Genomic DNA, 12600 nt, shown 5'->3' with positions numbered 1-12600 from the left:
CAGACCGAGAATCGGCCGGGCGGCACCGGCGTCAGCTTCTGGTACGGGTTCCGGCCGCGGGTCCGGGCACGGTGACCGGCAGCGCCACGATCGATGCTTCCCGGGCGGGGCGCCGCGCCTCCTCGAAGAAGTCGGGCGCCGTGCAGGCGAACAGAGTCCTGCCGCGCGCGCCGCCCAGCGCGCACGCGTACACGTTGCTGCCGGGCCGGATCTCCCGCGTGATCGTGCCGCCCTCGGCCACCCGCAGCAGGCGCGCGCCGGTGGCGTCCGCGATCCACAGGCCGCCTTCGGCGTCCAGGCACGCCCCGTCGGGGCTGACCACGAGCTGAGGCAGCACCCGGGCGAAGTCGCGCTCGGTCGGCACTTCCGCGAACCGCGCCCAGACGCGCCGGTTGCCCAGGTTCCCCTTGCCGTCGATGTCGAAGGCGGTGACCCGGTTGCCGAACGTCTCGTTCACGAGGAGCACCCCGTCCGGGGTGATCACCATGCCGTTGGGGAACCACAGCTCCGTGGCCGCCTCGGTGACACCCCCGTCCGGGTCCACGCGGTAGAGGGCGGCGGGGGCCAGCGGTGCTCCTCCCATCAGGTCGAAGCCGAAACAGCCCACCCACGCGCGGCCGTCCGCGTCGACCACCATGTCGTTGGCGTACCCGAGCATCCGGCCACCGAGATCGGCGTGCACCGTCAGCTCGCCGTCGGGCTCGCGCCGCAGGATCGTGGCGTCACGCATGGACACCACCAGCATGCGGCCGTCGGGCAGCCAGCCCAGTCCCGACGGCTGCTGGGGGACGACAGCCTCCACGCGTACGTCCGAGCCGTCCTCGGCGGCCGAGAAGACCCGGTTCTGGTAGAAGTCCGAGAACCACAGACGGCCGGCACGCCAGCGCGGCGACTCGGTGAAGGCGAACCCCGAGAGCACGGGCACGGTGGTGGGCTGCGACATGCTGCTCCTCCTGGTTACGGGTATAGAGGTTCAGGTCGAGGTTCAGGCCGAGGTCCAGATAGAGGGTCTGGTCGAGGTCGAGGTCGAGAAGGGAATGACGTGACCGTTCAGGGGTTCGGCCCGCGTATGGCGGGCGACCGGTTGATGTACCACCGTGCCGTACGGGTCGACCGCGCACAAAGCCTGCTCTTCGTCTCCGGACACGAAGCCAGGGACGACCAGGGAGCCATCGCCCACAAGGGCGACATGGCCAGCCAGATCGAGCTCACGGTGCGGCGGCTCGAGGAGACCGTCACCGAGGCGGGCATGACGATGGCGGACGTCGTGCAGATCCGCATCTTCACCACGGACGTTTCCGCGTGCAAGGCCCACTACCCCGCTTTCCTGGACCGGCTCGCGGAGCTGCACTGCACACCGGCGAGCCTCATGGCGGAAGTCAGCGCCCTGTCCGACCCCGACATGCTCATCGAGATCGAGGCGGTCGCAGCGCGTTGAAGCCGCGCGCTCCCAGTACGCCGCCGGGCCGCGTAGGACGTCAGGGCCATACATGGGCGTGCAGGACAGTACGTACGGACGCACGCTGGGCAGGTACCACATACCACCCAAGCCCGACCCCGTACCTCGGAGACGCAGCGTGCAGCCAAGCCCAAAGCTTTCGGCGGAGGCGGAAACCATGGTGGCTCACACCTGTGGGCAGGTCCATGCGTATCTGGACGACCTCCTGAGCGGCTACCGCCCACGCCACGGGCCTCTGGGCTCAGCCCTGAGACAACTCGTCGCCCAGGGCAGGCCGTCACCTCACGAACTCTCACTGCCGCTCCTGGTGCACGCAGCGGTCACCGGAGCCGCCGAGCCGGCCGTACCGATCGCCGCCGTGCACGCGCTGTGGTGGCGCGCCGCCAACACCTTCGACGACGTGACGGACACGGATGCCGGTCCGCGGATGTACGGGCTGCCCAGCGGCGTCGCGCTGACGGCGGCGCTGGAGTGCGGCTGGGCGCTGCCGTTGCGCGCCCTGTCGGCGCTGGACGCGCCCGCGCGGCTGCGCGGCCGTCTCCGTCAGGACTACCTCGCGGCCTGGACGACGGCGAGCAACGGCCAACTGGGCGACCTCATCGGTGAGCCGCCCGACCTGACCCCGGACGCGGTCCTCGCCGTCTACCAGGACAAGAGCGGGGCCGTCTACGCCATGGCCTGCACCATGGCCGCCCGCCTCGCCGCCGGACAGGACGAGAGCCCTGCGGGCCGGGAGGCGATCGCGGGCTGGGGCCGGTTCGGGCACCTTCTCGGCATGCTGGCGCAGTTCCGCAACGACGAGGACGGCCTGCGTACCGAGGACTGCGAGGACCTGCGCAACCAGACGGCCACGTACCTGCTGGTCCATCTGCTGCACTCCGCCGCGGAGCCCCGTCGCAGCCAGGCGTGTTCCCTGCTGGCACGGGCCCGGACGTCGGCGGACAGCCGCCACCGACTGCGCGCGATGATGCTCGAACCGACCACCCTGAGCGCCTACCACGCCCGCATCGCCCGGTTGCGCCAGGAGGCCCACTCGCTCCTCGACGGGCTTGCCCCCGCCGGGCCCTTCGCCGCCGCGCTGCGCGACTGCGTCGCTGCGGAGACCTGCCACCTGCCAGGACGATGAACCGCGTTGCGTTCATAAAAAACAGGAGGGGGTCGGGCGTGCGCGTGTTGCGCCGTGTCCCGCTTCTCCGTACGTGTCTGACGTTGAAGCGCCGGCCCGCGCGTGGCTACGGGCCGGCGCGCGTCGGTCACGGACGCAGGATCAGGCGGATCGGGTCACCGGTCTTGTTCTCCAGCCGCTCCACCGCCTCGGCGGCCTCGGAGAGCGGCAGCTCACCACTGATCGACGCGGAGAAGTCCAGCCGGCCGCCCTGGATCAGGGACAGCAGCTGCGGCAGCGCCACCGGCATGTCCGAACCGTAATGGCCGAGGATCTGCTGCTGGAGGTAGCTGAACCGGGTGCCGTCGGGGACGGCCAGTGGCTTGTCGGTCAGGCCGACGAGGACCAGCCGTCCCTTGGGCGCGAGCACCGAGAGGGCCTGCTCCCGGACGGCCGGTACGCCGGCGAAGTCGAAGGCGGCGGCAAGACCGGCGCCACCGGTCGCCTCGCCGATCCGCTCGCGCAGCGTGGGGTCGGCGGAGTCGAGCACCAGGTCCGCGCCCTGGGCGAGGGCACGCTCGCGGGCGATGGGGTTGGGGTCCACCGCGATGACGGGGCACGCGCCGACGGCCCGCAGCAGCTGGACGGCGTGGACCCCGAGCCCGCCGACGCCCCAGACGCCGACAGGCTCGGCGGGCTTCACGGCGCCGGTGACGGTGATCGCGCCCCACGGCGTGGAGACCGCGTCGGGGATGATCGCACCCTGGTCGAAGGGGATGCCGTCCGGAAGTTCGGTGAGCGCGGTCTCGGAGGAGAGCGCGAACTCGGCCCAGCCGCCGTCGTAGTCCACGCCGCGGGTGTACGTCACGCCGTCGCGGACCTCACCGGCGTACAGGACGACCCGCTGTCCCGGCGTCCAGCGGGTGACCCCGGGTCCGGTCTGCGCGATGGTGCCGGAGACCTCGTGGCCCAGGGTGACCGTGTCGCCGCTGAGCAGCAGCGGGGTGAGCGTGCCGTCGATCAGGTGGACGTCGGACAGGCAGACGCCCGCGGCCTCCACCGCCACCAGGACCTCGCCGGGACCGGGCACCGGCTTGGCCACTTCCTCGATCCGCAGGGTGCGGCTGGGGATGTGCAGCCGGGCGGCGAGCATCTGCTCCATGACATGTCCTCCTTGGCGGGACGGCGACCCGGGATCGTGAACCCTCAACGCAAGTCGCCTTGCAATAAACGTACGCCCGGCGCCACCCCAACGCAAGTGGTCCTGCGTTAGGCTGAGGCCATGGCCTCGTCCGACCAGACCGCCCCGTCCCCGCCCCTGCGCCGCAGGGGAGCCCGTATGCGCTCCGCCGTCCTCGCCGCGACCGTGGACGTCCTCGTGGAGCGCGGCCTCGCCGGAACCAGCGTCGGCGCGGTCGCCCGCGCCGCCGGCGTCCACGAGACCTCCGTCTACCGGCGCTGGGGAACGCGCGAGAACCTGATCCTGGAAGCGCTGACCGAACAGCTCGACGCGGCGATGCCCGTGCCGGACACCGGGCGCGTCCACGACGACCTCGCCGCCTACTTCGGCGCGCTGGCGCGACTCCTTGCGACGACGCAGGGCGAAGCGCTGCTCCGGCTGAGCGCCGAGCGCGACGACACTCTGCCGGACCAGCGGCTGCCCTACTGGAGCGAGCGTCTGGAGCGCGGCGCCGCCATGGTCCGCCGGGGTGTCGCGCGCGGCGAACTCCTGCCCGGCACGGACGCCGGGCTCGTCATCGAGGCCATCAGCGGGGCGCTGTTCACCCGCGCCCTGATCAGTGGCGCGCCCCTGGACGAGGAGTTCGCCACGCGGCTCGTCACCCTCACCCTCACCGGAGCGGTTCCGAGGGCCGCCGTGGTTTCCGAGGGCCCAGGAGCGGCCTGACCGACTACGCGGCGGTGGCGGGCAGGGATCGTCTTCCGAACAGGAGTGTACGAACGTACCTTCAGGAGCGTACGATCGTACGCATGACCGTGGACCACTTCGCGGACGATCCGCGCACCAACCTGGAACGCATGCTCGCCGGCGACCTCTACATCGCCGACGACCCGGAGATCGCCAAGCGGCAGCAGTACGCCATGCGGCTCGCCGCGCGCTATCAAGCCGCGTTCCTCGACGACCCCGCCGCCGCCCGACCGCTCCTCGACGAACTGCTCGGCTTCGCGGGGGAGGGCATCGAGGTGCGGCCGCCGCTGTACGTGGACTACGGCAGCAACATCTCCATCGGGGCCCGGACCTTCGTGAACTACAACTTGACCGCGCTCGACGTCGCGTCGATCACCATCGGCGAGGACTGCCAGATCGGACCCAACGTCCAACTCCTCACCCCGACCCACCCGTTGGAGCCACAGCCCCGGCGCGACAAGCTGGAGGCGGCACGGCCCATCACCGTCGGGGACAATGTGTGGCTCGGCGGCGGCGTCATCGTCTGCCCCGGGGTGAGTATCGGTGACAACAGCGTCGTCGGCGCCGGTTCGGTCGTCACCAGGGACATCCCCGCGAACGTCGTCGCCGTCGGCAGCCCCGCGCGGCCCGTCCGCAGTCTCTGACCAGCGACCGCTGTCATGGCCACCGGACACACGGACCCGCAGCGTCGTGAGCGCATCCTCTGCGCCGCTCTCGACCACATCGCCGACGAAGGTGTCGCCGGCGTCTCGCACCGCAAGGTCGCCGCCCGCGCCGGGGTGCCGCTGGGCTCGATGACCTATCACTTCAAGGGCATCGACGAACTGCTCCACGAAGCCTTCAGCCGCTTCGCCGACCATGTCGCCGCCCTCTTCGAGCTGCGCCTCGACGCCGCCGACAGTCCGGAGCGGGCCCGCGAAGCGGTCACCGACCTGATCCACGAACTCTCCGGCGGACCACAGCGCGACCTGATCCTCACTCACGAGCTCTACACCCTCGCGGCCCGGCGTCCCGAGTACCGGGAGCTGACACACCGATGGATGCTGCGAAGCCGGCAACTCCTGGAACGCCACTTCGACGCCGGGACGGCCCGTCAACTGGACGCGCTCATCGAGGGCCTGGCCCTGCACCGAGCTCTCGACACCGCGCCGCACGATAGGCAGCTCACCCGTGAGGCCGTCAGACGCGTCACCACCACCGCCTAGAGGCGGCCCGCAGACTGCCTGTGGGGGTCCGACCCTGACCCCGGCCCCCGCAGGCACCTCATACGGATCCGTCATCGCGAACACCCCTTTCGTGGTCAGCTTTTGCGTACATGAGGGCGTACATGAGGGCGTGCAAGAGGGTGTACATGAGGGCGTGCAAGAGGGTGTTCGTGAGGGGTGCGGGAACTACCCCGAGCGGGCATGCGAAACTCGCGGGCGTCTGAGGCGTCGCCGCCGCAGGCGGCGGTTTGCCCGCCTAGCTCAGTCGACGCGCACCACGTACTTGCCGCGCACCCCACCGGCCTCCAGGGCCCGGTGCGCCTCCCCGATCCGCTCCAGCGGGAAGACGGTGTCCACCGCCGGGCGCAGCGCGCCGCTCGCCGCGTAGCCCGCGAGGTCGTCGAGGAGCGGGCGGCGGGGGTTGCCGCTGAAGAAGCGGACGCGGCCGCGGCCGTGCACGGCGCTGGCCGCGATGTAGCCGAGCGAGGCGGCGGGGCGCGTGGCGTCGAAGGAGATCGTCACCATGCGCCCGCCCGGCTTCAGCAGACCCCGGTAGGCGGCCAGCTCCGTCCCGGCGGCGTCGAACACCACGTCGAATCGACCGAGGTCGCGCGGGCGGACCGTGCGGTGATCGACGGCGTGGTGAGCGCCCAGTTCGCGGACGAAGCCGAGGTTCTCGGCGCGCGCCAGCGCCGTGACCTCGGCGCCGCGAGCCCGTCCGAGCTGGACCGCGACGTTGCCGACACCGCCTGCCGCGCCGCGTACGAGCAGCCGTTCGCCCGGGCGCAGCGCGGCCTTGTCGCGGAGCGCGGTCACGGCTGTGGTGCCCACCGGGAGCGCGGCGGCCTCGGTCAGGTCGAGCCCGTCGGGTACACGCCCCAGCCGGTCGGCGCGCACCGTCACAAACTCGGCGGCGCTGCCGAAGGACGCGCGGCCCAGAACACCCCAGACCCGGTCGCCGACCCCGATGTGCCCGACGTCACCGGCCTTGCCCGGCCCGAACGAGACGACCTCACCGGTGAAGTCGAGACCGGTGCGCTGCGGGAACTTCCGGCCGGTGACGAACGCGGCGCGACCGGAGCGGCCCATCAGCTCGCCCCCGTTCACGCTGAGCGCGTGCACGCGCACCAGTACGTGGCCCGGGGCCGGTTCGGGCCGGGGGACGCGGCCGACGTACAGCACGTCCGGGCCGCCGAACCGGTCGAACAGCACAGCCCTCATCGTCGTGGTCACCGTGTGGCTCATCGTTGTCACCTTCGCTGTTCGGGGTCGCCTCTGCGGCCGTCGGGTCCGAAGGTAGGCTGCCAAGTGGACGAAGCCGTCCACTTCCGGCGGAGGTGAGAGACAGTGGCGGTGAGATCCTCTCGGATCGAGGGCGAGGCGCGGAAAGGGCCCGACGCTCCGGCAGCGGCCGGTGACGGGGCCGCGGACGGGCTGCGAGCGGACGCCCGGCGCAATCGTGAGCGCATCCTCCTCGCCGCCCGCGCCGTGTTCGCCGAGCGTGGCATCGACGCGCCGATGGCCACCGTGGCCAGGCGTGCGGGCGTCGGAGTGGCGACCCTGTACCGGCGCTTCCCGACGCGGGAGGACCTGCTACGAGCCGCCTTCGCCCAGCAGATGGACCTCTGCGGCCGGGCCCTCATCGAGGCGGTCGAGGACCCCGACCCCTGGCACGGCTTCCAGCGGCTCGTGGAGACGGTCTGCGCCCTGCAGAGCGAGGAACGGGGGTTCCCCGCCGAGTTCTTCCTGGCCTTCCCCGAGTCCACGAAGGAGCACACACGCATGCGTGAGCTGGGGGAGAAGGCTTTCGCCGCGCTGGTCCGCCGGGCTCAGGCGGCGGGCATGCTGCGCCCTGACTTCCACCCCTCCGACCTGCTCGTGGTCCTGGTGGCCCATTGCGGTCTGGTGGCCGCGCTGCCCGGGGACGGTGCGGCGTCCCGGCGCCTGGTCGCCTACCTTCTGGAAGCGTTCCGCGCCGAGCCCGTCCGCGCGGTGCTGCCTCCGCCGAGCACGATCCGGCTGCCCCTTCCGCCGCCGCTGCCGCCCCGTCGCTGAGGTTGCTGTCAGTCGGGCGCGGGTCAGGTGGTCGTCGTCGTACGCAGCCAGACGCCGGTGTCGCTCGGCAGAGTCCCACCGCTCAGCGGCAGGGAGGAGACGAGGACCTCGGCACGGTCCGGGAGCTCGACGGGCGCGCCGGAGAGGTTGACGACGCAGGTGAAGTCGTCGCCGCGCGTGAAGGCGAGGACACCGGGCGCGGAGTCGAGCCACCGCATGGGACCGTCGCCCAGGGCGGGTTCGGCTCGGCGGAGGGCGAGGGCCCGGCGGTAGAGGTTGAGCATGGAGCAGGGGTCCGTGTCCTGGGCGGCCGCACTCAGTCCCGCCCAGGCGGTGGGCTGGGGGAGCCAGGGAGGCGCGGCACCGTCGGGGCCGAATCCGTACGGCTCGCTCCCTCCGCTCCAGGGCAGCGGGACGCGGCAGCCGTCGCGGCCGGGGTCGTCGCCGCCGGTGCGGTGGAAGATGGGGTCGTCGCGGCGGTCTGCGGGGATGTCCTCGACCTCGGGGAGGCCCAGCTCCTCGCCCTGGTAGACGTAGACGGCGCCGGGGAGGGACATGGTCAGCAGGGCGGCGGCGCGGGCGCGCCGACGGCCGAGGTCCTCGTCGACGACGGGGTTGTACTGGCGGATGCCGGCCGCGGTGCTGGTGTCGGGCCGGCCGTAGCGGGTGACGTGGCGGGTGACGTCGTGGTTGGACAGGACCCAGGTGCTGGGGGCGCCCACGCGCGCGTGGGCGGCCAGAGTCTGGTCGATGACGGTGCGCAGGGCGGTGGCGTCCCAGGCGCAGCCGAGGAAGTCGAAGTTGAAGGCCGAGTGCAGTTCGTCGGCGCGCAGGTACCGCGCGAACCGGGCGGGGTCGGCGAGCCAGACCTCGCCGATCAGGGCGCGGGGCTCGGCGTAGGAGTCGGCGACGGCGCGCCAGCCGCGGTAGATGACGTGGTTCTCGTCGAGGTCGACGTAGGGGTGCGGGTCGGGGAAGACGGAGTGGTCGTAGTCGGGCAGGCCGGGGTCCTTGCTGCACATGGCGGCGGAGTCGACGCGGATGCCGTCGACGCCGCGGTCGAACCAGAACCGCAGGATGTCCTCGTACTCGGCGCGCACCAACGGGTTGCGCCAGTTGAGGTCGGGCTGCTCGGGGGCGAACAGGTGGAGGTACCACTGGCCGTCGGGCACACGGGTCCAGGCGGGGCCGCCGAAGACGGACTGCCACTCGTTGGGCGGCAGTTCACCGTTCTCGCCCCGGCCCTCGCGGAACCAGAACAGGTCGCGTTCGGCCGAACCGGGGGCGGCGTCGAGCGCGGCCGTGAACCACGCGTGTTCGTCGGACACGTGGTTGGGGACGACGTCCACGATGATGCGGATGCCGCGTTCGTGGGCCTCGGCGATGAGCTTCTCCGCCTCGGCGAGGGTGCCGAACCGGGGGTCGATCCGGCGGAAGTCGGTGACGTCGTAACCGGCGTCCGCCATCGGGGTCAGGTACCAGGGGGAGAACCAGATGGCCTCGATGCCCAGGTCCTGGAGGTAGTCGAGTCTGGAGCGCACGCCCGCCAGGTCGCCGATGCCGTCACCGTTGCCGTCGGCGAAGCTGCGTGGGTAGACCTGGTAGATGGCTGCGTGACGCCACCAGGCGGTGGTGCGCGGGGTCATGGAACCTGCTTTCGTTCGTGAGGTCGGGTGGAGGTGTGTGCGCGGGCCCGGCCGACGGGGTCTCAGGCCGGGCCCGCGGGTTCTGGAGGAGGTGCCGGGGCCCGGCCTACCAGCCGGAGTTGCCGCTCCCGCGCTGGACGGTGAAGCCACCGGCGACGTCGAGCGCGGTGCCCGCCGCTCCGGTGATCCTGGTGCCGGAGAAGATGCCATGCCCGGCGGCGTTGATCTCGATGCCGTGATGCCCGGTCCTGTCGATGGTCAGACCGTCCACACGCAGGTCGGTGACCTGCTTCTGCCAGGAGACGAGGAGGCCGCTGTAGGTGGAGTCCTCGACGGTGTTGTCGCTCAGGACGACGGGCTGTGTGATGTCGGACCGGTCGGCGTAGACCCAGACCGCGCCGAGCTTGGAGTTCCAGTTCACCTCCATGCTGCCGGTGCGGCGCAGGAGGTTGCCGGAGACGGTGGTGGTGCCGCTGAAGGGCTGGCCGAAGCGGGTGGAGACGGTGATGCCTGAGGCGGCGACGACGGTGTCGGAGATGTCGTTGTTCTCGACACTGTTGCCGCTGCCGCCGTATATCGCGGCGCCGTTGGCGAGGGTGGGCAGCTGCACGGTGTTGCCGCGGAAGGCGCTGTCGGTGACAGCGGCCCCGTCCGACCACATGGCGAGTGCGTCGTCGCCGGTGCCGCGGATGCTGCTGTTGGAGACGACGGTGTCCTTCACCGCGCCGTGCAGGTTCACACCGTCGGCGTAGGTGTTGCGGACGCGCAGGTCACTGGCGCTGAGACGGGTCGTCGGGCCGGTGATCCACAGGCCCACCTTGGTGTGCTGGATCCATACGTTCCTGATGACGGAGCCGGTGCCGAAATCCCCCTCGATGGCGGCGTGACCACCGGCGTCGTCGCGGACGGTGTTCTGGCCGTCGATCATCAGGTCCTCGACGGTACTGGTACCGCCCCGGCCGAACAGTCCGCCCTTGAGGCCGGTCCCGCGCAGCACGGTGTGCCACACGCCCGCACCGCGCATCTTCACGCCGGAGAGATTGACGTGGTCGGAGACGACGTAGGTACCGGCGGGCAGGAACAGCCCTTTGCCCTGGCTCTTCGCGGTCTGGAGAGCTGAGTCGAGGGCGGTGGTGACGTCCTTGCCGCCGTCCGGCACGACCCCGAGATCGCGGGCCGAGACGTAGCCGCTGGGCAGAGTGGCGGCCGTGCCTGCCTGTTCCGCCTCGACCAGATCAATGGTGTACGAGGCTGCCGTGTCACCGGTGTCCTTCTGCAGACGCAGGACGGTGCCTGCGGGCAGCGTCCGGCCGAGCTTGACCCGCGTCTCGTCGAAGAAGCGGTGCGCCTGGCCCTCGCTCGGGTGGTTGGTGTACGGGTACGCGCCGTAGACCCAGGCGTAGCGCGAGGTCAGCTGGAGATCGGGCAGCGCCGTGCCGTCGGCGTAGGCGCTGAGTGAGGCGTCGATGCCCGTGCCGTCGCTGCTGTCGGGCAGGGAGTAGCGCAAATTGATGGCGTCGGCGGCCTTGGTCAGTCTGATCTCGACGTAGTCACCGGTCTGCGCCAGCTTCACCGCCCGGCGACCGGAAGCCTCCGAGGCGACGGTGAGATAGGTGCGGTCGGGCCCGACGGCCGAGCCCTTGAACGTGCCGCCCTCTGCTTCGTAGGTGGTGAAGGGCAAGCTGGCGCCGGCTCCGCTCGGGCCGCCCGGATCACTGGGACCGGTGGGCGTGACCGCCTTGATGTTGTCGATGTTGACGTTGCCGCTGTCGGTGTTGTTGAAGGTCAGGGCGAGGGTGTTGACGCCCTTGCTGTACGTGACCGGAACGTCAATGGTTGACCATGTGGTCCAGTTGGCGGTGGCGGGCAGCGTGAGTTGAGTGGTGTTTCCGTTCGTGTTCAGGGTGAGCGTCTTGGGGGAGCCGGTTCCGTTGGCGTAGCGGATGGTGACGGTGCCCGCGCCGTCGTAGGCGGACTGCGCGCTGAACCGGAGAGAGGCGCGGCCCTTGTTCGTGTCGATGAGGCCGCCCACGTATCCGGTGCCGGTGTATCCGGAGTGTTCGCGCTCGACGACGGCGCCTCCGGACAGCGTGGCGGACTCCGCTTCCAGGACGACGGAGGCGGCGACGGCCGGAGTCGAGGCGATCACGCTGTAGGAGACGGAGCCCGTGAGGGTGAGCAGGAGGGCCGCTGTCGCGGCGGACATCCTGGTGCGGGGGGCTCGTGCGCGGATTGACACGGCGGTGTGTCCTTCCAGGTGAGGGGGAGGGGGAGGGGGAGGCACGGGGTGGGTCAGCCCTTGAGGCTGCCTGCTGTCAGGCCCGCGATGATGTGGCGCTGGAAGATCAGGAAGATCACGAGCAGGGGGACGGAGGCCATGACCATGCCGGCCAGGAGCTGGTTGGCGGGCATGAACTCGGCCAGGCGGTTCAGGGCCACGGTGATGGGCTGGCGCGCCGGGTCCGGGAGGACGAGGAGCGGCCACAGGAAGTCCTTCCACACGCCGACGACGGCGAAGATGGAGACGACCGCGAGGACCGGACGGGACAGGGGAAGGACCACTGACCACAGGACGCGGACGGGTCCCGCTCCGTCCAGGCGCGCCGATTCGAGGAGCTCGCCGGGGATCTGGTCGAAGAACCGCTTGAGGATGAAGATGTTGAAGGCGTTGGCGCAGGCCGGGAGCCAGATCGCCCAAGGGGTGTTGATCAGGTTGAGGTGCAGCAGAGGAACGTCGGTGACGGTCAGGTAGGTCGGTACGAGGAGCGCGGAGACGGGCAGCATGAGCGTGGCGAGCATCATGCCGAGGACGACGTTGCCGAGCGCCGGGCGGAGTCTGGACAGGGCGTAGGCGGCTGTCACGTCGACGATGAGCTGGAGCAGCCAGGCACCGGCGGCGAGAAGCAGGGTGTTGAGGAAGTACTCGCCCAGGCCGACGTTGTCCCACGCCTGGGAGTAGGACTCCGGGTGCCAGGAGTGCGGCCAGAAGGCGGGGTCGGGGTCGGCCAGTTCGGCGGACGACTTCAGTGCCCCGCTCGCCATCCAGTACAGGGGGAAGACGAAGGCGAGGGTGAAGCCGGCGACGGTCGAGCCGAGCACGAACCGGTAGAGGACGCGGCCGGTGCGGCGGTTCATCTCGGTGGGGGCGATGAGGGTGCGCGTGGCGGACATGAGGTTTCCTTGTCTTCCTTCGGCGGACGGAC

Annotated in this window: 12 protein-coding genes; 6 read left to right on the top strand and 6 right to left on the bottom strand. The window is 71.0% G+C overall.

Going from position 1 to position 12600, the window contains the following annotated elements; translation table 11 throughout:
• Positions 1-31: 31 nt before the first annotated feature.
• Positions 32-943 carry an SMP-30/gluconolactonase/LRE family protein gene (locus ACH4RC_RS14750; RefSeq protein WP_398199929.1) on the bottom strand — a complete coding sequence of 304 codons (912 nt, stop codon included), beginning with the start codon at positions 941-943 and terminating at the stop codon, positions 32-34.
• Between the two features lie 99 nt (positions 944-1042).
• Here ACH4RC_RS14750 and ACH4RC_RS14745 point away from each other — a divergent pair, with 99 nt between their 5' ends.
• Positions 1043-1438 carry a Rid family hydrolase gene (locus tag ACH4RC_RS14745; RefSeq protein ID WP_398199926.1) on the top strand — a complete coding sequence of 132 codons (396 nt, stop codon included), beginning with the start codon at positions 1043-1045 and terminating at the stop codon, positions 1436-1438.
• Between the two features lie 178 nt (positions 1439-1616).
• Positions 1617-2585 carry a hypothetical protein gene (locus ACH4RC_RS14740; RefSeq protein WP_398199924.1) on the top strand — a complete coding sequence of 323 codons (969 nt, stop codon included), beginning with the start codon at positions 1617-1619 and terminating at the stop codon, positions 2583-2585.
• Positions 2586-2712: 127 nt separating this feature from the next.
• Here the strand turns inward: ACH4RC_RS14740 and ACH4RC_RS14735 are convergent, their stop codons facing one another.
• Positions 2713-3726, bottom strand: coding sequence for a zinc-binding dehydrogenase (locus ACH4RC_RS14735; RefSeq protein WP_398199921.1), 1014 nt, complete (start codon positions 3724-3726; stop codon positions 2713-2715).
• A gap of 120 nt (positions 3727-3846) precedes the next feature.
• Here ACH4RC_RS14735 and ACH4RC_RS14730 point away from each other — a divergent pair, with 120 nt between their 5' ends.
• From ACH4RC_RS14730 to ACH4RC_RS14720, 3 genes are all read left to right on the top strand, one after another.
• Positions 3847-4470: a TetR/AcrR family transcriptional regulator gene (locus tag ACH4RC_RS14730; protein WP_398199919.1), complete on the top strand. Its 624-nt coding sequence runs from the start codon at positions 3847-3849 to the stop codon at positions 4468-4470.
• A gap of 83 nt (positions 4471-4553) precedes the next feature.
• The gene (locus ACH4RC_RS14725) at positions 4554-5135 is read left to right on the top strand and encodes a sugar O-acetyltransferase (protein ID WP_398199917.1); all 582 of its coding nucleotides are present in this window, start codon (positions 4554-4556) and stop codon (positions 5133-5135) included.
• Between the two features lie 15 nt (positions 5136-5150).
• Complete coding sequence (locus tag ACH4RC_RS14720) at positions 5151-5696, top strand: TetR/AcrR family transcriptional regulator (protein ID WP_398199915.1); 546 nt, start codon at positions 5151-5153, stop codon at positions 5694-5696.
• A gap of 261 nt (positions 5697-5957) precedes the next feature.
• On the opposite strand, the gene ACH4RC_RS14715 is transcribed toward ACH4RC_RS14720, so the two are convergent.
• Positions 5958-6941 (bottom strand): NAD(P)-dependent alcohol dehydrogenase, encoded by a 984-nt coding sequence (locus ACH4RC_RS14715; protein WP_398199912.1) that lies wholly within the window; start codon positions 6939-6941, stop codon positions 5958-5960.
• A gap of 189 nt (positions 6942-7130) precedes the next feature.
• Between ACH4RC_RS14715 and ACH4RC_RS14710 the strand changes: the two genes are divergently transcribed.
• Positions 7131-7751: a TetR/AcrR family transcriptional regulator gene (locus tag ACH4RC_RS14710; RefSeq protein WP_398200511.1), complete on the top strand. Its 621-nt coding sequence runs from the start codon at positions 7131-7133 to the stop codon at positions 7749-7751.
• A gap of 23 nt (positions 7752-7774) precedes the next feature.
• Here ACH4RC_RS14710 and ACH4RC_RS14705 read toward each other — a convergent pair whose 3' ends face one another.
• The 3 genes from ACH4RC_RS14705 to ACH4RC_RS14695 all read right to left on the bottom strand — a co-directional run bounded on the left by ACH4RC_RS14705 (position 7775) and on the right by ACH4RC_RS14695 (position 12568).
• A complete protein-coding gene (locus tag ACH4RC_RS14705; protein ID WP_398199909.1) occupies positions 7775-9397 on the bottom strand; it encodes a glycoside hydrolase family 13 protein in 1623 nt (540 codons plus the stop codon).
• Between the two features lie 106 nt (positions 9398-9503).
• Entirely contained in the window at positions 9504-11636 is a 2133-nt protein-coding gene (locus tag ACH4RC_RS14700) for a right-handed parallel beta-helix repeat-containing protein (RefSeq protein ID WP_398199906.1), read from the bottom strand.
• A 53-nt stretch (positions 11637-11689) separates the two neighbouring features.
• Positions 11690-12568, bottom strand: coding sequence for a carbohydrate ABC transporter permease (locus tag ACH4RC_RS14695; RefSeq protein WP_398199905.1), 879 nt, complete (start codon positions 12566-12568; stop codon positions 11690-11692).
• Positions 12569-12600: the final 32 nt, after the last annotated feature.

The sequence above is a fragment of the Streptomyces sp. NPDC016845 genome, from assembly GCF_044332585.1.
Lineage (GTDB): Bacteria > Actinomycetota > Actinomycetes > Streptomycetales > Streptomycetaceae > Streptomyces.
This window is presented reverse-complemented; position numbering and strand designations above follow the sequence as displayed.

Bases quoted from the DNA above. Each gene is read 5' to 3' on its own strand.
- ACH4RC_RS14750 (WP_398199929.1), bottom strand. From the start codon at position 943: ATGTCGCAGCCCACCACCGTGCCCGTGCTCTCGGGGTTCGCCTTCACC.
- ACH4RC_RS14740 (WP_398199924.1), top strand. From the start codon at position 1,617: ATGGTGGCTCACACCTGTGGGCAGGTCCATGCGTATCTGGACGACCTC.
- ACH4RC_RS14735 (WP_398199921.1), bottom strand. From the start codon at position 3,726: ATGGAGCAGATGCTCGCCGCCCGGCTGCACATCCCCAGCCGCACCCTG.
- ACH4RC_RS14730 (WP_398199919.1), top strand. From the start codon at position 3,847: ATGGCCTCGTCCGACCAGACCGCCCCGTCCCCGCCCCTGCGCCGCAGG.
- ACH4RC_RS14725 (WP_398199917.1), top strand. From the start codon at position 4,554: ATGACCGTGGACCACTTCGCGGACGATCCGCGCACCAACCTGGAACGC.
- ACH4RC_RS14720 (WP_398199915.1), top strand. From the start codon at position 5,151: ATGGCCACCGGACACACGGACCCGCAGCGTCGTGAGCGCATCCTCTGC.
- ACH4RC_RS14715 (WP_398199912.1), bottom strand. From the start codon at position 6,941: ATGAGCCACACGGTGACCACGACGATGAGGGCTGTGCTGTTCGACCGG.
- ACH4RC_RS14705 (WP_398199909.1), bottom strand. From the start codon at position 9,397: ATGACCCCGCGCACCACCGCCTGGTGGCGTCACGCAGCCATCTACCAG.
- ACH4RC_RS14695 (WP_398199905.1), bottom strand. From the start codon at position 12,568: ATGTCCGCCACGCGCACCCTCATCGCCCCCACCGAGATGAACCGCCGC.